Origin of the sequence: Polaromonas sp. YR568, from assembly GCF_943372955.1 — a bacterium.
Lineage (GTDB): Bacteria > Pseudomonadota > Gammaproteobacteria > Burkholderiales > Burkholderiaceae_C > Polaromonas.
Genome location: NZ_CALSAL010000002.1, coordinates 162,567 through 181,917 on the forward strand (window position 1 = coordinate 162,567; position 19,351 = coordinate 181,917).

Consider the following 19,351-nt stretch of genomic DNA (forward strand, 5'->3'; position numbering starts at 1 on the left):
ACGAGGTGTTTCGAGGGGCGTCTCCTCTCCATTCTGTGTGAACCATCAGCACCTGCGAGCACGCTTGCAGCTGCTAAAACGCGTCCCATCAGGGCCGGCTCAATGCGTCCCGACGCCGCCGAACTCTACTGACCAACAGGCGTAGTCGATGGCACGTCGTAGTCGTTGTCGGACAGCTCTGAACGCAGACGATGGTCTAACAGCACATGCAAGATGTCGCTCATGGTCTCCGGTGTAGCCACGACTCGACCTTCCGCGTCGAACTGGATGCCCCAGTTGCGCAAGCCATTGATCTCACGCAGCCGGGCCATGTAATTCGGGTTCTGGTAATAGCCACGGGCCTTGATAACGGCCATTCTCCGCAAGTGAGTGGCATTCCGTCCGATGAAGGTATCAAAGACCGCAAAGTCGGCAATTGCTGCTACGAACCCCTGTTCTTGTTTAAGTTCGGCGTAGGCTTCCTCGTAAGTGTCCTTGTGGCTTAGAACCGATTCGAATGCTGCCTTATTCACCATCAGGACACTGACGCCCGCAACGAAGAAGTCAAAGCTGCGAGAGATGCTGAACGATGGGTTCTCCACGATGTCCAGCCCGGCCCCGTTGAAGACAATGTTCATCATCCCTTTTTTCTTACGGGTGGCCCAGTCGGAATTGGCCTTCTTCACGCAGTAAACGATGGCTTCACCGTGGCGCAGGCGAAGGATGTATCCAGCAGCGTTGTTCAATTGCTTCACGTTCTTGACCAAGCACTCTTCCAAAGGCTGGTCGATCAGCCCTTTAAGGGGTTGGAAAAGAGTCTGTTCGCTGGCCATGGCGAGAAAGCTACCTTCGCCGGGCTGACTGAGCAGGCTGTACTCGTCAAACGCCGTGTGGCTGGCTTGATACCCAGAGGCGAGGGCCTTCAATTGATCTCGCAAGGTGTCACTCATCACCACGGACACAGCCGTGAATGGGTTCATCTGTCCTGTGGCTGGGCGCTTCTTGAACACCCACAGCGATGCCACGGCCTGGTCGACATTGAATTCACCAAAGGCCTGCAAGTCTTGCGCAACTGTCATCTTTCTCCCCGATGCAAAACGTAAATCCCATGAACCAAGCAGGATTCAAGATGATCGCCCGCTTTGATCTGATCTTTGGAAAGCGCCTTAACGCAACGCTTGTGCCCTTCGGTCACAATATTCAGCTCGTAGAGCTGCCAACCAGCAACCAACAGGAACGGATTCATGAGAATCTGCCCTGATCGGTAAGTGATGATGAACATCAGGACGATGAAGAGCATGAACCCATAGAACTTTCCATCGGCACCCAAGTCGAGTCCCATGAAGGAGACCACGTAAGGGAAGACGTAGTTAATGAGGTCGTTTGGGACGGACTTGGAGTCCACGACATCAAGACTCGAATACGCCGATAGCCGCTTCATCATCACCATGAAGGCAACCAAACTCACCGCGCAGATAAACAGCAATCCAACGGCCCGCCATGGGTTGGTCAGTTCAGGCAAGAAGCACGAATATTCCGCCGAAAACCTGCACAGCGGAGCTTTCCACGACGATTCCTTGATGTCCTGGATCAGCAATATCAGGCTCAGCGGGAAGTAGGAGCCTAGAAACAGGATCAAGGCTGGGATCAGTCGCATTTGCATGGTGTTCCAGCCTTGGTTTTCAGCCCCTGCTGTTTGTGATGTGAAGTCGTGCGAGCCACGCTACTTCACCAACTCCATCAGCTTTCCGAAGCTGTCTACCACGTCGTACTTGACGGCCTCGGGCGCAAAGCGCTGGTTGATTTCATCGAAGAACTTGCGGGCGCACTTGATCTTGGTTTTCTCAATCTCGCGCAGTTCCATGGATGACATGGAGCCTTTGGTTTCCGCCACGAAGTAGACGTGCTTGACGGAGCCCTCTTTGAACGAGATGGCCCAGTCGGGGTTGTAGTCGCCTACCGGTGTCGGAATGAGGAAGCCGCGCGGCAGCTTGGCGTAGACCACGACATCGCTGCTGGTGTCCAGTTCCTTGACGAACTGGCGTTCGACGTTGGAGTCTGTCAGCAGGTAGTCGTAGATGTGATGGTGCAGCTTGTCACCGGCCTTGCTGAAGTCCTGCTTGGTCAGGCCGGCCGTGAAAATGTCGAGGTCGAACTTATCCTCCACGGGGTCATAGGCCAAGTGCTCGATGATGACCGTGGCCTTCTGCTCGTTAATCAAGCGGGTGGCCTCGGCAATGAAGCTCTCGGGGTTGGTCTTGAACTGGGCGAAGACAGCAGCGCTCAGCCCCTTCAGGATGTCGGCCACCGTCCTGCGCGTCAGTTGAGTGCCTTCCGCTAGCTTGCCGATCAGGTCGTACTTGACTGCCGAATGTACCGACTGCCGATTGGTTTCGGTTTCCGTGGCCTTGAGCTTGAAGGCGTTACCTTCCTTGATGCCGTCGTAGGTGACGGCTTCGGCCTGTTCACCATGTTGGATGGTGTACTGCAAGGGCGTGACGCGCAGGCCAGCATCCTTGTCGTTCATTACCGCGACTGCCTTCTGAACCAGCTCGTCAGAGTCGAAGGCCACGCTGTAGGCTGCCTTGCGATTGATGCGGCTCCACAGCGCCTTGAACTCTTGCTTGTCGAAGTTGGCATTGAGCGGATTCTTCTTTGGGCGCCGGTCGTCGCTGATGTCGGGGAGCTGGCTCGCACTGAACACGCTGTCAATCAGTTGGTAGACCTGCGTGGCGTAGGGCTTCAGATCTTGGGGCAGGTCAGCCAATGTCTCGGCCTTCTTGGCATCGTGATAGGTGCCGGTGATGCGGTCTGCATCGTCGGTGTAGTCGTTCTTGAGCAGGTACTTGTAGATTTGCTTGGCCAGTTGCGGCGTGACCGCCACATCGCCAGCCGCAGTCTTTAGCACCTTGCCGGTGAAGAATTCTGCGTCGGCCACCTTCGGGCGTGCAGACAGCGAATCGCTGATGTCCTTCTGTAATGCCGCTACGAAGTCTTTGTAGCTCTCGCTGGCCACCACGGTCAGCACGTTCACGTCGTGGACGATGGCGGGGTGATCCATGCGGTCGCCGTGCTGGTTTACGGACAGACGCAAGCCACGCCCCACTTCTTGGCGGCGTGAAACGGTGTTGTCGCTGTGCTTTAGGGCGCAGATCACGAACACGTTGGGGTTGTCCCAGCCTTCGCGCAGGGCAGAGTGCGAAAAGATGAAGCGCACAGGTTCTGCAAAGGACAGCAGGCGTTCCTTGTCTTTCAAGATGAGGTCGTAGGCGTCTACGTCATCTGACAGCCCCGCGTTTTCACCGCGTGCAGCCACGGCTGGATCAGCCAGGCGTTTGGTTCTTTTGTCGATGGAGAAGTAACCGCTGTGCGTCTGCTCAGCGGGAATGCCCTTGAGGTACTTGATGTATGGCGTCTCGTCCAGGTCCAGCACCTCGTTCAGGTACTGGTTGTATTCCTCTTCGAAGATGCGTGCATAGTCGCCCTTCTCGTCGGCCGAGGTGTAGTCACGGTACTTCGCCACCTCGTCAATGAAGTACAGCGTCAAGACCTTCACGCCTTGCTGGAACAGTGCCTGTTCCTTGTCGAAGTGAGCCTTGATGGCCTCACGAATCTGGATGCGGCGTAGCGCGGCCTCGTTTACATCGCCAGTGGCGTCGCCCACAGTCAGCTCAAGCCCGTTGGTGAAGCTCAAGGTGTCGGTGTTGGCGTTGATTTCAGACACCACGAAGCCGTCGCGGTACTGGTCCAGTTGGTTGGACAGGTCAAAGAGGTTGTCGCCCTTGGACAGCTTCTTGACGATCCGTTTGATGTTGCCGCCCGCCAGCTTCTGTTCGTACTCGACGCGGGCCTCGGGCGGCTTTTTGCTCGAAATCTCGATGGACTGCAAATACAGGTAGCCCGCTGTGCCAGCCAGGCCTTTGACAGCAATGCCGCGCACCGCGATCTTCTTCACCAGCTTCTGGTTGTAGGCGTCCAGTGCATCCAAGCGGTGAATCTTATTGTGCGTCGTCTTGTGGGTGGCGGAGTAGCGCAGCACCATCAAAGCCTTGAACTCCTCCAGAGACTTCAAGGTTTGCGCGCCTTCCATCTTCTGGGGTTCGTCCAGGATCAGGATAGGGCGATTGGCGCTGATGACATCAATCGGGCGGCGCGACTGGAAGTCGTCCAGCACCTCGTAAATGCGACGGTTGTCGGCACCACGGGCGGCGAAGGCCTGCACGTTGATGACCATGACATTGATTCCAGCGTCAGAGGAAAAGCTCTCCAGATGGTGCAACTGCTTGGAGTTGTAGATGAAGAAGCGCGCTTTCTTCTGGTAGGTCTCCAAGAAGTGCTCGGCGGTGATCTCCAGCGACTTGGCAACACCCTCACGAATGGCAATGCTGGGCACAACGATGATGAACTTGCTCCAACCGTAGCGCCGGTTCAGTTCAAAGATTGACTTGATGTAGCAATAAGTCTTGCCAGTGCCTGTTTCCATCTCTACATCGAGATTAATGCGGGCGACTTTGGTCTTGCACAGCGCGTTATCCACAGGCAGGTTCTGGCCACGCTGGACCTGCTGAATGTTGTCGAGCAAGTGCAGGTCGGTTAGTGCCAAATCTGAGTTCTTAAATCCGGACTCGGAAAACAGGTCTTCCATCCCTTTCCTAGCTTTGCCTGGGTCGATTCGATAAGTGGTGGCCTCGGCAGAAGCATGTGGCTGCCCATTGAAGCAGTCAATCACAGCTTGTACTGCTGCGGACTGGTAGGCCTGTGTTTTGAATTTGAGCTTCATCTAAGGCCTTCTAGATGCACTTCACTTCGGTGGCCGGCGACAACAGCTTGAAAATCTGCTCGACGTTGATCTTGACGGAGCTGTCCTTGTAGCCTGCGTCGCGGAAAACCACACGAAGCGGCTGCTGCTTGGCCAGCTCCTTCACGAGGGCTTCGTCTACGCTGCCGCTGGCATCGAAGCAAGCAGCAAGTGCATTGCCATCGACAAATAGCACGTCCTTGCCTTGAACAGACTCCTTACTAATTGGTAGAGTCAGATCGACGCCCCAGTCAAGCATCACCTGGAACAACAAGTCTTCGGGCGTGCGGTCGGGTTTGATGTTGTCAACAAACAGGTCGAATTTGCCTTTGTCCAGCGAATCAGGCGCATAGAAGACGTCAGCCATGCTTGACGTATCTATTTTCAGAACGCGAAAACCCACGTCGCCACTCCAGCCCTCGTGCGATTGAGCCTCTTTAATTCTTTGCCCAACACGCCTAACGCGTTCCTTGCAAATCTCGGCTATCGTATTCGGGAGTTGCTTGCTCCGAAGAAATTCAATGGCATTCTGGATAACCTTCTTGGTCCCACCAGTTGCCGTGGTAAGCAAGTCAGCCAAATTTTCTGCGATTTGTACGGTTATTATTCTGCAATTACTTCCTTGGATTCGATTAAGTTCGAGGACCGCGTGGGCCGTAGAACCTGACCCCGCAAAGAAATCCAAGACAATATCTTCCCCTTTTAGTCCTATAGCTTTGAATAGATCCGCCAACAGAAACTCATCTTTGGGATTTGTAAAAACCTTACTGCCGAATAAGTCTTGAAGCCTGTTTGATGCAGACCTGCCGTCAACGAATCGCATGCTGGTAAGGCTTTGATATTCTGTGTCTTTTAGATATGTTTTGTTTTTCGGAATCGTAGTGTGATCACTTCCAAAGTGCACTCGGTTGTCTTTAATTCGTTCCTTCATCTCAGTCTCTGGATAGCGCCAGCCCGACGCTGGTGGCTTGCAGATCGCCTTGGTTTTGGGGTGAATGACGTCATAGACGTACTGACCGAAATTAGGCCCTGAGATGTCCGACGCGAAATATACGCCACGCTCATCCATCCAGTTGTAATGCTTGCTATCGACTATTGGGTTAGACGCCGAAAATTGCCCATACCAGTCAAGCGCACCTTGATGAATGGCGTTCCAATCGTCACCATGAGTGCGCTTGAATCCATCAAATGCGCTATATATTTCATCAAGGCCAATTTTCTTTTCAACCCATTCGCCTTTGTTTTGTTCTTTGTCTCGCGCGTAGACAACGAAGTACTCATGTTGCATTGAGATATAGGCTTGATCATTCTTGCTGCTGTTCTTCCACACGATTTCCCCGCAGAAGTTTTGGCCGCCAAAAATTTCATCGCAAAGTTTCTTGAGATTTGCGTGTTCCTTCTCATCTATCGAGATGATCAAAACTCCGTCTGCGGTCAAAAAGTTTCGCGCAAGCACAAGGCGGCTGTACATCATGCTCAACCAATCCGAATGGAATCTCCCATTGGATTCCTTGTTGGCTACAAGCCGATTTCCTTTTTCGTCCTCCTGATTCGAACGCTTTAGATATTCAGCGGAATTTTCTGAAAAATTGTCTTCGTAGACGAAGTCTTTTCCCGTGTTGTATGGCGGATCGATGTAGATCATCTTGACCTTACCGAGGTATGTCTCCTGCAACAACTTCAGTGCGTCGAGGTTGTCGCCTTCGATGAACAAATTCTTCGTGGTGTCGAAGTGCACGCTCTCCTCGCGGCACGAGCGAAGCGTTTTGGCTATCGGCGCATTAGCCGTTAATAGTGCCTCACGCTTCCCGGGCCAGTTCAAGTGATAGCGTTCTTGCGGACCTTCGACAATTGAGTCGGCTAGCTCCTGGCGAAGCAGATCGAAATCCACCACCAGCTTCATTTCATCGCTTGCCGTCTTTGCCTCTGTTACGCATCCCGGGAACATGTCCCGAATGCGCTCGATGTGGTCCTGCGTAAGGTTGCTGGAGTGCATCTTCAGTTTGTCCATATTAATTTCCTTCGAGTCCGCCCAAGATCAGCGGCTCATTTTTTCAAGTTCGGTTTTAAGTGTTCGTAAAGTCGCGTTGATCTCGACTTTGCGGTTGAATTGTTTTTCTTTGGTCAGGCGGGCTTCGGCCCTCTCTACTTCGCGTCGCTTAGTCGCGATTTGCTCAATTCGCGTGACTAAGCCAGCCAGAGGTTCTTGGGTTCGCGCTGGCAATGGCAGCAAACGATGCAGCAATTGCTCGTACAGTCCAGCCAGGTCTAGCGATAAGGGCATTGCCACTCGTCCGGTGGGCGCAGGCCACCAGTCCGTCGAGAAGTAATCTGAGAGTACCCAACGGCTTGCGTCCGCATCACTCGGGCGCTTAAAGGCAGCCACTACCTGTGTAAGTGCGTCGGCACCGCTGCCATACGTCAACTCAAAGATGATGGGGAACTGCACCGCGCCATCAATGCAGCGCAGAACATCGTGGTTCAGCTCGGGGGTCTTCAACTGAATGGTGAAGACTTGAATCTCCGGCACGCCGGGCTTGGCGGGCAAGTTGGTCGTCTCGGGAGCTAACTTGTATCGCCAGACGATCTGTTCGACCTGCTCCACGAACAGGTCTTTTAAACGGGTGTTAGCACCACTGTGTTCGTAAATTTTGTTCTTGGGCAGCGTGCGGCCGAACTCGGCCTGCTTGGGGTAGCTGACCAAAGCTGGGCAAGTCTTCGCATCGCTGAGCTGGCTCATCCGGCTTCCTGGATGACTACGAAGGTGATGAGTTCAAAGTCATCTAGGCCGGAAATGGTGTTGGTCAGCGCCGTGGTCTTCCCGCCGGTAAACAGGCTGTCCAGGTCCTTTTCTTCCTTCACCTCGACCATTGAGCGAATGGCTTTGCCCAGCAGGTCTGAGTAAACCTGCATCTTTCGGCCTTCGGCAGTCTCTTGATTGAACAGTTCGCAGGCCTGCGCGATGGGTTTGTCTTGCCCCTTGCAGCAAGTGCGAACCAAGTCCAGCAGGCGCTTGACCTCGGTGTGGTCGTGCACCACGTCGCCCGCCCGGTTGATGTAGACGAGGTAGTACGGATGCAGCCGGTTGTGCTGGTTGATGTTTACGCCTGCATTGACGTTGCGCAGCGTGAAGATCACGCCCGGATGCAGGCCCATGGCGGGCTTTGCCGGAACCACCGCGTGCATGCCAGTGGGCACGTTGCCCAGCTCGCCATGCTCCTTCACGTAGTTGAGCAGGTCCATGCGGAAGTCGTTGAGGCCGAGGTCGGTGATCGACACGCCGGTCTTCAGATCTTCCAACTCGATGACTTCTTCTTGCAGGCGGCGCAACTGCTCCTTGCGGTACGACACGTCATTGGCCTGGGCCGAGAGCACGTTGTCATCGCCGGTGGCGGAAACGTCCGCGATCATCATGCGGCTTTCCACCCGGTCCTTGAGGTTGATGTACTCATCAAGGGAGATGTCGGGCCAGTAGTTGACCAACTGGATGCTGCTGTTCGGTGAGCCAATGCGGTCCACCCGGCCAAACCGCTGGATGATCCGCACAGGGTTCCAGTGGATGTCGTAGTTGATGAGGTAGTCGCAGTCCTGAAGGTTCTGGCCTTCCGAGATGCAGTCAGTGCCGATCAGCAAGTCCACCTCTGCAGCCTCAGTCGGCAGCACCACGGCCTTTTCTTTGGAGCGTGGCGAGAACAGCGTCAGCAGCTCTTGAAAGTCGTAGCCCTTTTTCAGCGTGGACTTTGGCCCGCCTTTGCCGGTCACCTTGGCGGTGTGCAGCCCTTGCACAGCCAGCAACTCAGGTGCGAGGTTGGCGTAGAGGTAGTCGGCCGTGTCGGCAAACGCCGTGAAGAGCAAAACCTTCTTGTTGCCGGGGTTGATCGGGTTGGCGATCTTGTTCAGCAAGTGCGCCTTGAGGTGCTGGAGCTTGGCGTCATCCTCCGGGGTGATCTTGCCCATTGAGGCCAGCAGAGCGTCGATGACTTCCAGGTCTACCTTGAGGTCGTGCTCCCACGACGGTAGGTCCATATCGCCGAGGCTGATCTTCACCTTGCAGCCAATTTCCCCGCTGTCGTCATCGAGGATGGGCAGGTCATCGTCTTCTGCGTCCAGATTCTCCAGTGCCTCCGTCAGGTCACCGACGCTGGTTGCCACGCCCGACTGATTGAAGGTGGTGATCTTCGCGAGGGTGCCTTGGTGATTGCGGCGCAAGGCGTTCAAAGTTAACCGAAACGACTCGACGGAGCTTTCCAGCCGCTTGAGCAGGTTGACCGTCATCAGGGCCTGCAAGCTCTTTTCACGGTCAGCTTGCTTGAGGGTGCCTTTCCCGCCAACCTTGGTGTCGTAGGCTTCTTCGTACTTCTTGAGGCGGCTGGGCAGGATGTAGCTGACTGGGGCGTACACCGCCAGCTTGAGCAAGGAAAGCTGAGCGAAGATGTCGTTGAAGCCCATCACGTCTGGCCTAGCGGTCAGCGGACAGTGAAAAGACAGTGGCTTGCGGCGCTCAGGAAACTGCCCGATGTCCGTGGTGTCGTAGAAAGTCTGGATGTGCTTGCGTGAGCGGGCGATGGTCACGCTGTCCAGCAGTTCGAAGAAGTCGAAGTCGAGCGAGTCCAGGATGGCGCGGGCGGTGCGTTCTTCGGGGGGCAGCTTGGCCCACGCATTGAACGAGGCTTGTGCGCTACGGAAGATTTCTTCAACGCTCTTGCCGATCTTCAGCTTCTTGCTGAGGTTTTCTGAGTCGCCCTCATAAGCCAGAGCCAGCTGGTTGCGCAGGTCGGCAAAGCGGTTGTTGACTGGGGTGGCCGAGAGCATCAGCACCTTGGTCTTCACGCCTTCCTTGATGACCTTGTTCATCAGCTTCTGGTAACGGGTCTCCTTGTCCTTGAAGGCATCGTTGTTGCGGAAGTTGTGGGATTCGTCGATGACCACGAGGTCATAGTTGCCCCAGTTGATCCGGTTCAGCGGGGTGCCGAAGGATTCGCCGCTGGTGCGGCTCAGGTCGGTATGGCAAAGGACGTCGTAGTTGAAACGGTCCTTGGCGAAGATGTTGGTCTTGAGGTTGCGGTTGTAGTTGAGCCAGTTGTCGGCCAGCTTCTTGGGGCACAACACCAGAACCGACTTGTTGCGCAGCTCGTAATACTTGACGACGGCCAGTGCGGTGAAGGTCTTGCCCAAGCCCACGCTGTCAGCCAGGATGCAGCCGCTGTAAGTTTCTAGCTTGTTGATGATGCCGGTGGCCGCGTCTCTCTGGAAGTTGAAGAGCTTTTTCCAGATGAGGGTGTCCTGGTAGCCGGTGCGGTCGTTGGGCAGAACGTCTTCGTCGATTTCGTCGAGGAACTCGTTGAAGATGTTGTAGAGCATCAGGAAGTAGATGCTTTCGGGCGAGTTCTCCTGGTAGACGGACGCGATGTGCTCGCAGATCTGCGTGGTCACGTCCTCCAGCTTTTCTGGGTCGTTCCAGATCTGGTCGAAGAGGCTCAGGTAGGTGGCCGCAAAGGCGGGCTCGTCCATCTTGTTGACGAGGTTCGACACGGCATTGCCTTGCTGGTAGCCGAGGTCTACGGCCGTGAAGCCATGCAAGGGCATGTAGGCGGTGTCAGTGCCGCTGGCCTGCACACAGGCGAACGGCTGCATGGGGGCCTTGGTGCGGTTGCTTTTGAACCGAGCCTTGCGGCGCATCCAGTCAGCGCACTCCTTGGCGATGGCCCGCTGGGTCAGCTTGTTGCGCAGCTGGATTTCGAACTCGCTGCCGTAAAGGCTGCGCTCGCGGTCCTGCTTGGGAATGTGGAATTCCTTGCGCTCCTTGCGAATCTTGTCAGTGACTTCGCTAGCGGTGAACGTGGGCGACGTGAAGATGAAACTGAGTTCGTCGATCTTTTCCAGTTCTGCTTTGAGCGCTTCAAACGCATACATCGAAAAGCAGGATGCCGCGATCTTCAGGCGGGCACCCGGTTTGAGCGTCTGCTTGAGGTCGTCGCCTAGTAGGCGGTTGATGTTGTCGATCAGCTCCATCAGCTACTCACCCCGCATCCTTACTCTTCAGTTTGGCGGCAATCCACTTGTCCAGATCGCTACGACGAAAGCGCCACGTACCACCTAACTTGAAGCCAGGGAGCTTTCCCTCGGCCGCAAGGCGATAGACGGTGCGCTTCCCGGCCTTCAAGTAGGCGGCCACCTCGTCCAGGGTCAGGACTTCACCTTCAGGTTCTGACATCGTCTCGCCTTTACCGTTGAAGATCATCGGTTGCCAAGTGTTGCCAATTCTCCCACATACCGACAAGACTCAACGGTAGCGTTCAGCGCCCCGACCCAGCCTAAGCAGAGTGCCGAATCCTCGCCGGCGAGGGGTTTGGGTGTTGCATAGAAGGATTCAGTTCGGGCTCCTTGCAGACACCTAAATCAGGCAAAGGAGCCCATGCAGCCAAGTAGTCGGCGATCTTCTGGGCCTCTGCCGCTGCTCTGAAAATCTCGTTCTTGTCCCGCTTCAAGACGGTGAGCCAGCTCGCCATGTAGCTAGCGTGCGACTCCATCATCGAGGCCGCCATGGGCATTCCGAGCTGTGCACCCAAGAATGCCGACGAGAGCTCTGCCACCAGCTCCTCCCTGCTGTACTCCTCGCTGCCGAATCGGGCGTACAAGTTCAGCCTGTCCAGCCTTTTCTTGTTTCCCGAGGCGTGGGCCAGCTCGTGCAGCATCGTCGCTGCGTAGTCCTGGGTCGTGTGGAAGCGATCAGGCAAGGGCATCTTCACGGTGTCGGTCAGTGGGGCATACGCTGGCTGACCGCCCCCATACAGGACGGTCAAGCCCGTGCCCTTCATGCCTTCGATCAGTGCATCTACTGCGGCAACAGGCTCGACCTTGTTTGTAGGCCGTGGCAAGTCAGGGAGCCCCTCGATCTGCTCGGCGTTGAAGACTACGTAGCCTTTCATGATGAGGGCCTTGCCCTTGTCCTCGGCAAGTACTTCGCCTTCTTGGACGGATGCAGCACGGCTTCTGTCCACCTCGACCATCTTGACGATACGGTGGCCTTTGGATCCTCGCTTAACCTTGACTCCCAAAGTCTCAGCCTGCTTCCACGTCAACCACCTGCTGTCTGTGTATGGCGTCATAGCCAAAATGACCTGATTCACTCCCCGGTACGACGCCTGAGTGAGGCCGTTTTTATGTAGCTCAGGGCTTGACCATCCCTTCCGCCATGGAGGCGTACCCGCCTCGATGGCTGCCACGATCTGGTCGGTTATTTGCTGCCTGATGTTCTCCATAGCTTGTCCCCCTCGGGGTCAAGCTCTCACAGCAAATCAGACTTGTATCGCCCGATGGTCGGCTGCCGTAAGGCCACCGACCATCGGCCTAGCTCAAAGGGCCACGCGGCTCCCGAGACCTCGGGAGTTGCGCTGCCGGCGCATCACCTTGCCTGCTTTTAGCTCCCGCAGGATTGCGGCGGGCGTCAGGGGCGTGCCAGCATCTATCTGCACGCGCCCCATAGCCTGCTCGATCTCCCACTGCTCTACCCCCAGCGATTCCATGTCCCGGATCAACTGGCGGCTGTCTGCGGTCCCCATGTAGAGCACATGCGACGGGAGTGCCTTCAATGCAAGCTCGATTTCCAGCTCGCCCATCGTCCTCTCGGCCGCCCCACCCCCCTCTAAAAGTGGCCGCTCCGAATGGGGCGGCGGCGGGGCGGGCGTGTCGCACGCCCCGTCAGTACTGGGTGAAGCGAGGGCTTCACCCGTTTCCCGTACTGAGTCAGGTACTGAAAGGTATTGGTCGGTATTGAGAGCCAGTACTGATGGGGGGGTGTCGGGATGGTCAAAATCCCAGTCTTCATGCGGGTTTGCAGCCGATTCGGGGTGCTCGGCAGTCGGCAACTTCTCGGCAACTGTCGGCAACTTTTCACCATAACTGCCGGCATCTTGCCAACGATTGTCAGAACTCGCTGATGCCTCCCGCTGCTCAAAGTCAGCTATCAAGAAGGGATCCACCCCACGACTGGCCGCGTTTGCTGACGGTTGTTTGGCAGTCTTGGTGGGCACTGCCTTAGCCTTGCTGGCTCGGATCGGCGACATGGGCAGGGTCATCGTCAATCGTGTCCCGTCGTGGAGCAGATCAGCAACCAGGCCCAGGCTTTCTAGGCGTTCCAGCAGCCGCCTGATTTCCGTCCCGTCTACCGTCGCATGGCTGGCCGACGCGCCCTGTCTCACGGGGATGGCGACCATCTGGGCCAGGCCTTCGTAGCTCAGCTTCTGCTGCCCGAACGTGCCGACCACGCCCGTCTTGAAGTTGGCGAGCCATTTCAGCTCGGCATAGAGGCGCTGGGATCGCAGGCAGGTCTGCCTGAGGGCAGCCCACTCCCCCCTGCCAAAGCTGATGTAGATGTCGGTCTCCGTTTTTCCTACCTGGGCGGTTGCTGCCGCCTGGCTTATTCCTTTGTTAGTCATGTTGAACTCCTTTTTTGGTTAATAAAGCCCGTGTCGTGGGCGATCCGTTTGTTGGGCAGGTGCTCCTGGCACCTGCCCGAACTTCTTGCGTCTCTCGTGCAGCCGTTGCAGCAAGTCGCTGGTGCTGGGCTCCATGCGTGCGGTCAGCACCGACGCGGCTACTTCCGCTCTCACCTCGTCGATCAGAGCCACCTGGCTCATGTCAGCAGCGACCACTTCAAGGCCTATCTGCATCGCCTGGCGGATGGCCTCTTTTACAAAGCTAGGCGTGCCCGTGAAGGACACCCCCTTCCAGCCTTTGGCGACAGCCATGGCTACCAGCTTCTGCGCGGCCTCTCGTTCGTCAAAGCCCTTTGCCGAAACCGTGCTGCCCTCGTCTCTGAGCTGCTTGGGCTTGTCGAAGTACAGGACCAAGCCACGGTCGTGTCGATAGAACCGAAAGCTCTCGCCCCATAGGACACGAAGCTGCTTCTCGTAGTCTTCGGTCAGCACCGTGCGGCGTGCTTCACGCTTGAACTTCGTGCCCGCGTTGCCAGGCTTGGCTGCATCGGGGCTGGTCATGGTGAGCGAGTAGCCGCCGTCGCTGTCGTGCTTGATGGGCTCGGTCGCCTCCGTGGGTCTGAGTGGTTCTTGTGGTGTATTCATGTCGTCCTCCTTGGGTTTGTTTTTCTTCTGCTTCGGGGTCTTGGCCCCTGGTGCGTCCACCGTCCTGAGGCGGTAGTCGCGTTCGATCTGCCGCAGTAGCTGCTCGGCTCTGCGGTAGTCGTTGGAATCCGACACAGCTCTGCCGTGTCGGTCTACCCTGCACAGCAGCAGGTGCATGTGCTGGTGTTCGGTGTCGCTGTGCCGCACGAAAATGTGCGGGCTGTCGGCGTATCCCAGGCCCTGCGTCAAGCGGTCGGCGATCTCTGCCATCTCGCCATCGGTCAGCGAACGGTCTTCGGGGTGGGCAGACAGGGGGATGTGAACCACGGCCTTTGCGAGCCCTGGCCGCAGCTTGCGGAACTGACCGAACTCAGCAGCCAGCTCACGGGGCGAGCGGCCCGACAAGTTGCCGCCGATGATGGTGGCCCTGTCGCCACGGAACAGGTAGTTCAGGGCTCCACGGAACCCCCTGCCCTTCACCATCTTGGCGATCACGTCTCGGCTCCTGCACTGGCCCCGATCAGTTCCATCCGCAGCAGCCGAACCTGCTCGGCCACCTGCTGGACAGTCGCAACGTCCACCCCTGTCGCTCGACCTGCGGCGATGGCGTGCGCAAGCTGGTTCAGGTTGCCCGCGACTCGTGCCATGTCCTGCCACGCCGCGATGCTGACTTCGCTCGGGGGTGCATGCACGGGTTGAGCCAGTGCCGCGTGCCGCACAAAAGTCGATACAGGCAGGTGTGCCTGACGAGCCTTGTCCCGCACTCGGGTCAGCTCCGCCGCGTTCAGGTAGATGTCATATCGATGCCGCAGAGCCTGTTGCGGCAGTAGTGGTTGTGTCATGTTGTGTCCTCCGGTGGTGTGTGCTGGCGATGCCAGCCAAGCGTGGTGAACACGGGTACCCCCGTGTTGACCACATTGCTTGCTTCTCGCCTGCTGTTGATCGCCTGCTACTACCACTCTCAAATGCGAGAGGGGTTGTCAACAGGTGTCAAAGCCGCATGACGGATTGACCAGCAGACCCAGAAACACCAGCAGTTAGCCACGGGCTCGGGTGCGGGTCTTCATCTGACCCCTCATCCTCCTCGGCGTCCTGCATCGAGTACTGCCGTTGGAGCCTGTTCCGCTCGTCTAAGGCGTTCTCGATTTCCAGTGCTTCCTCAGCCGCCAACTCAGTTAGGCATCTGGGCTTCACCCAGGCATTCAAGTCGAGCATGCTTTTGGCAAATGCATCGTCAAACTCAGGACACTTGATCACCCGCTTGCATCGGAAATAGAACATCTCGTTCTTTGCGTGCCACCGCCACGTCAATCTCTCGCGACCGCGAAACATGTTGACAGTCCTCGAAAACCAGCCCTCGAACACTTCTGTTGCGAGGAAAGCACTCGCAGCGATTTCTGCCGTGGTGTGAGCGAGGATTAAGTCGTCCCAGGTTCGCGTAGTCCTCGACTTGCGGTCGTAGAAGATGCGTGCCCCATTGCCACCAGCGATGACCTTTGCCGCTAGCCTAGTTCGCAACAGAAGGTATCTATCCCGATGGCCTTGCTCGATGGCTCTGATTGCCAGGTAGGCAACCTCAATCAATTTGTCGCGTTCGAGGTCGTCGCCTGTTCGCTTCACGAGCTTGTACCGCTCAGAAAAATCGTAGAGGCCTGTGATGGGGAGGTTGTGGATGCGATCAAGCATGGTGGACCTCCTTCGCAAGGGCAAATAACTGGCTCTTTTTGTCAAGAGTCAGAACATCGCTTGTTAAGTCCGTGAGCTGAGTTCCTTCCACCATCTTCGAAGTGATCAAGATTCGGTCGCACTCCCCGCTCAGTCGGGGGAAGTGAGCAACGAATTTCACGAACTCGAATTTGAGTCCATCAATGATGCGTCGATTTGAGCTAACCACCTCCATCTTGGGTTTAAGGAGGCTGATTATTTCCAACAGCGTTAATGGGACCCTTTTCTGGTGATGATTGGATTTGCATTTTTTCTTCATGGTTATTACCTTTAATTGGACGGTTGATTGGTAGACCATGAAGCGTTGCCCAAACGCCTCTTGGCCACTCCTAGCGGAGTTGCAGAACGGCGTGTTCTTGGGTTGCAATTGATTCCTTTCGATGTATGCCGATCACAGGTGTAATTGTTCCAGAGATAGAAATAAGATGATCTCCCAATAACGTTTACTTCGGGCTGATTTGGCCTCCATTGCACTCCCAATAAGGGAGACTTTCTATTTGGTACACCGTATCGGTAGAAAGCGGATCTCCGATCTACCGCACTGGGAGACTGAGGGCGTTGACTTCTGGTGTTCGATCGCTAATCTGTGCATACGTCAGCAGCGTCGTGATCCGCACAATGTGCGGCTTAGAAATTGGCAGAACACGCGCAGCATGCATGTCGCAAGTTATCCGCACCACGTGCGGCTTAGTCATTCCGATGGGGACGCCCATCAACCTGCTGCCAGACGTAGAAACGCCACCTAGTCGGTGGCGTTTCCTTTGATGCCGATCAGGTCCTTGAGAAGGCGTGCAGAATGTCGGAGCAAAGGAGCAAGTGATGACGCTATTTCGAGTGCGGGTTGAGCGCTTGGTGCAAGAGGTTGCATGGGTGCAGGTAGAGGCAAACAGTCCCGAAGACGCCGTGGCTGCGGCACTTACCAAGGATGACCTCGACTTTGCAAGCGACGCAGAGGCTTGCCATCCCTACGCGTACAGCATCAGCGATGAGGCGGCGGCCTTTGAGTACACCCTTGGCGATGCCAGAGCAGAAGGCGCCGAAGTGGGACAGCTGGCTCAGGGGACCGGCCTAGAAACTTTGACGTCAGGCTCTCTGATGGCTGCGTGGGAAAGAAAACTGTTAGATCAGCACTCGTCTTCGAGCACGTCAACTGCGAGCGATAAAGGGCTATGACATTGACTACCGGATGCAGATACCCAAACTGAGGCAGAAAAAGCATGCTGCGATTTGGTCAATCGGGGGCCGGGGGTCGAGCGCCTTTTCGGGAAGAGCCTATATGAGCTCGGTGGCTTCGCGGCCAGCGTTCGCAGCATCAAGGGCGCGCGTCAGAAGCGTGGTGTAGGGCACTTCAAAGACCTGGCGCTGCTGCCCATTGCTCCAAGGCATCCGCAATGCATGCGGCCACTCGATCCACTCGATGTGAGCAGCATGACCCGATATCAAGTTCGAGGTCAAAGGCGTTGCGAGCACATGTCCCAAGATCGCCTCCACACCCTTCTGCTTGTGAACCCAAAAGGGCTCTGGCACACCTAGACTTTGAAGCGTTGCGAACATCGTGCCCCGCCTTTCGGCTGCATGAATCGTGGAGGTCGTGCGCTGCGAAGCGAGCCAATCCTTTAGGTCGCCCAAGCGATAGGTGATCTTCTGATTTCGAGCCGTGGAGTCGGTTTCTGGCTGCGTGTAAACAGGGCCACTTTTGGTGCCACGGAGCTCCCGAAGGTTGCGCTCCGAGCGGCCCGTGAAAATGGCAGCAAGACCTGGCGTTAGCTCTGTCTCACTGTTCAAGGAAGCGATCTGGGAACGCACCTTGGCTTCCTCAAGCTGCTTGCGAATATCCAGAAGCTGCTCCTTTTCCCAGGCCTCGTACTCCCTTTGAACGGCTTCCCCCAACGTGATGTCGTCGCTCATGCACGGGTCTCCTTAACTGGTGATTTGCGAATGCTCTTCGACTCTTTGCTACGCAAAGGTTTAGGCGTCCAGGGCTTTTCATCCAAAGGCTGCAAGTGCAAGGGACGCAGAGCATTCCAAGCACGAGGGCACCTAGCCATAAACGCTTGCTCCAAGCGCAGCATGTGTTCTGCAAACCTTGCCCACTCAGCCTCGGTATAGCGATCTGTCACACTTTTGACCCCGTGATTGAGGACGCGCTTGGTCATTTTCTCGGAGAAGTCCAACGACTCGCACATGCGGCCCGTGGTCCTTCGAATGTCGTGCATCGAGAATTTATCGACCCCAGCATCCGCACGAATGCTCTCCAATAGTTCATTAGGCGAGGAATAGTGGCCTGTCTTGGACAGGGGGCTCTCGGCTGGGAAGACGAAGAGCCTGCGTTTTCCGAGGTCCTGCGTCTCCTGAGTCTCCGCCATAAACTCTTGTCGCTCTTGAAGGATTTTCTTTGCAAAGTCGCCGAGGGGCAGGCGATGCGAAAGGCCGTTCTTGGTCTTGTAAAAGAAGACCATCCCGCCCTTCAAGTCCACCCATGAGCTCACGGGCACCTCATCAGGAGACAAGAGCTCCTTCCATTTGAGTCCCGCATGCTCGCTCTTGCGGCAGCCCCACAAGAAGTTCAAAAGCAAGTAGTCGCAGCCGGTGCGGCGCATCCCCCGCTTGTCCCAAATCGTATTCAAAAACGCCGTGAGGTTTTCGTTGTCGCCCGCCCGCACGTTCAATGGATTTCTGGTCCGGCCCTCCTCATAGGCCTCTTCCAGTTCCTTCCGGTTCCGGTACATGTTGTTGACTTTGAGGATGTGGAACGGATTGGAGACAATGGCAGGGCGCTCCCCACGACTTCCCGTTGCCAGCAAATCGTTGTCGATTTTTCGGCTCACCGCAGACGAGGCCCAACGAAACGCCGCTTCCGTGGCTGTGGGTGCCTTTTCGTAGAGCTCATTGAAACGAGCTTTGATTTCGTCGGTAGTGATGTCCACCACACGCCGAGATAGCCATGGCTCAAACTTGGCAATGCCCTTCGCCAAGGACAAGATGCTGTTGGGCTTGGCTCTGGGCTTGCGCTCCGTGGTGAGGTACGTCTTATAAACATCAAAGACCTCGCCCAATGTGTACTCGCCCAGTTGCCGATGGCGCCTGATGGTGTTGGGGTTTCGGGACGTTTCCCGGATCGTTTTGAGCGACTGAAAAGCTGCCTCGTAGGCGTTCTGCATCGACTCAAACTCGTTGATGTCCCCCACCTTGGTCTTGATGACACGTGTGCCTTGACGCACTTGCACGATGAAGGACTTGCCTCTTGGGCTCACCTTGACCGCAAAGCCTTTTGGAGCATCCCGATGCTCATCAAATACCATGTATGGCTTGCGGCTCTCGTTCGCTTCAAAGAGCACCGCCTTCTTGCTGTCGCGTAAGACCTTCCCAGTCTTCTCGTCCACCTGAGGGCGCTTGTCGATAGTGAGCGCTACGCGAACGAGGGTGCGGTCTAGCTGGGTATGCATACGTGTAGCCTAATGGGCACAAGAGCCAAATTTGACGGGGTGTTGACCCCCGCTTTGTAGCCTGGTGCTTTGTGTGCCGCAAAGCACTGAGCTACAAGTCAAATCAACAACTTAGCATAGTGTAGCCCAGGCAGTTTGCCGCGCATAGCGGATTAGGCTACACGCTACAATCGAGCTACAAGTTACCTGTGCCACAACGGCTCAGAACGGCTGAAAACGGCGAAGATGGTGAAGCGAGCAGGACGAGCAACAACGATAAGTTATTGATTTTGATAGATAAAAGCAAAAATCCCTCTGGTGTGAAGATCCCGTCCGGGGAG

15 protein-coding genes are annotated in these 19,351 nt (G+C 56.1%); 1 reads left to right on the forward strand and 14 read right to left on the reverse strand.

Annotated features, from left to right (window positions below; genetic code table 11):
* Nucleotides 1-125: 125 nt before the first annotated feature.
* The 12 genes from AAG793_RS06685 to AAG793_RS06740 all read right to left on the reverse strand — a co-directional run bounded on the left by AAG793_RS06685 (nucleotide 126) and on the right by AAG793_RS06740 (nucleotide 15,546).
* Entirely contained in the window at nucleotides 126-1,058 is a 933-nt protein-coding gene (locus AAG793_RS06685; protein ID WP_341905882.1) for a Kiwa anti-phage protein KwaB-like domain-containing protein, read from the reverse strand.
* Complete coding sequence (locus AAG793_RS06690) at nucleotides 1,055-1,642, reverse strand: hypothetical protein (protein ID WP_341905884.1); 588 nt, start codon at nucleotides 1,640-1,642, stop codon at nucleotides 1,055-1,057. The genes AAG793_RS06685 and AAG793_RS06690 overlap by 4 nt, the downstream gene beginning before the upstream one ends.
* 60 nt (nucleotides 1,643-1,702) lie before the next feature.
* Nucleotides 1,703-4,582 carry a DEAD/DEAH box helicase family protein gene (locus AAG793_RS06695; protein WP_341905886.1) on the reverse strand — a complete coding sequence of 960 codons (2,880 nt, stop codon included), beginning with the start codon at nucleotides 4,580-4,582 and terminating at the stop codon, nucleotides 1,703-1,705.
* 187 nt (nucleotides 4,583-4,769) lie between these two features.
* Entirely contained in the window at nucleotides 4,770-6,788 is a 2,019-nt protein-coding gene (locus AAG793_RS06700) for a site-specific DNA-methyltransferase (protein WP_341905889.1), read from the reverse strand.
* 27 nt (nucleotides 6,789-6,815) lie between these two features.
* Complete coding sequence (locus AAG793_RS06705) at nucleotides 6,816-7,517, reverse strand: DUF4391 domain-containing protein (RefSeq protein ID WP_341905894.1); 702 nt, start codon at nucleotides 7,515-7,517, stop codon at nucleotides 6,816-6,818.
* Entirely contained in the window at nucleotides 7,514-10,789 is a 3,276-nt protein-coding gene (locus tag AAG793_RS06710; protein ID WP_341905897.1) for an SNF2-related protein, read from the reverse strand. The genes AAG793_RS06705 and AAG793_RS06710 overlap by 4 nt, the downstream gene beginning before the upstream one ends.
* Nucleotides 10,790-10,796: 7 nt before the next feature.
* Nucleotides 10,797-10,991, reverse strand: a complete 195-nt coding sequence (locus AAG793_RS06715; RefSeq protein ID WP_341907634.1) for a helix-turn-helix domain-containing protein — start codon at nucleotides 10,989-10,991, stop codon at nucleotides 10,797-10,799.
* A 100-nt stretch (nucleotides 10,992-11,091) separates the two neighbouring features.
* Nucleotides 11,092-12,039, reverse strand: coding sequence for a zincin-like metallopeptidase domain-containing protein (locus AAG793_RS06720; protein WP_341905900.1), 948 nt, complete (start codon nucleotides 12,037-12,039; stop codon nucleotides 11,092-11,094).
* Nucleotides 12,040-12,132: 93 nt separating this feature from the next.
* Nucleotides 12,133-13,215 (reverse strand): hypothetical protein, encoded by a 1,083-nt coding sequence (locus tag AAG793_RS06725; protein WP_341905902.1) that lies wholly within the window; start codon nucleotides 13,213-13,215, stop codon nucleotides 12,133-12,135.
* Between the two features lie 18 nt (nucleotides 13,216-13,233).
* Entirely contained in the window at nucleotides 13,234-14,355 is a 1,122-nt protein-coding gene (locus tag AAG793_RS06730; RefSeq protein WP_341905906.1) for a relaxase/mobilization nuclease domain-containing protein, read from the reverse strand.
* The gene (locus AAG793_RS06735; protein WP_341905909.1) at nucleotides 14,352-14,702 is read right to left on the reverse strand and encodes a hypothetical protein; all 351 of its coding nucleotides are present in this window, start codon (nucleotides 14,700-14,702) and stop codon (nucleotides 14,352-14,354) included. The genes AAG793_RS06730 and AAG793_RS06735 overlap by 4 nt, the downstream gene beginning before the upstream one ends.
* Before the next feature lie 148 nt (nucleotides 14,703-14,850).
* On the reverse strand, nucleotides 14,851-15,546 hold the full coding sequence (locus AAG793_RS06740; protein WP_341905912.1) for a hypothetical protein: 696 nt from the start codon (nucleotides 15,544-15,546) through the stop codon (nucleotides 14,851-14,853).
* An 858-nt stretch (nucleotides 15,547-16,404) separates the two neighbouring features.
* Here AAG793_RS06740 and AAG793_RS06745 point away from each other — a divergent pair.
* Nucleotides 16,405-16,758 carry a hypothetical protein gene (locus AAG793_RS06745; protein ID WP_341905915.1) on the forward strand — a complete coding sequence of 118 codons (354 nt, stop codon included), beginning with the start codon at nucleotides 16,405-16,407 and terminating at the stop codon, nucleotides 16,756-16,758.
* 99 nt (nucleotides 16,759-16,857) lie between these two features.
* Here AAG793_RS06745 and AAG793_RS06750 read toward each other — a convergent pair whose 3' ends face one another.
* Together AAG793_RS06750 and AAG793_RS06755 are read right to left on the reverse strand one after the other, a co-directional pair.
* Complete coding sequence (locus tag AAG793_RS06750) at nucleotides 16,858-17,493, reverse strand: hypothetical protein (RefSeq protein ID WP_341905918.1); 636 nt, start codon at nucleotides 17,491-17,493, stop codon at nucleotides 16,858-16,860.
* The gene (locus AAG793_RS06755) at nucleotides 17,490-19,031 is read right to left on the reverse strand and encodes a tyrosine-type recombinase/integrase (RefSeq protein WP_341905921.1); all 1,542 of its coding nucleotides are present in this window, start codon (nucleotides 19,029-19,031) and stop codon (nucleotides 17,490-17,492) included. The genes AAG793_RS06750 and AAG793_RS06755 overlap by 4 nt, the downstream gene beginning before the upstream one ends.
* Nucleotides 19,032-19,351: the final 320 nt, after the last annotated feature.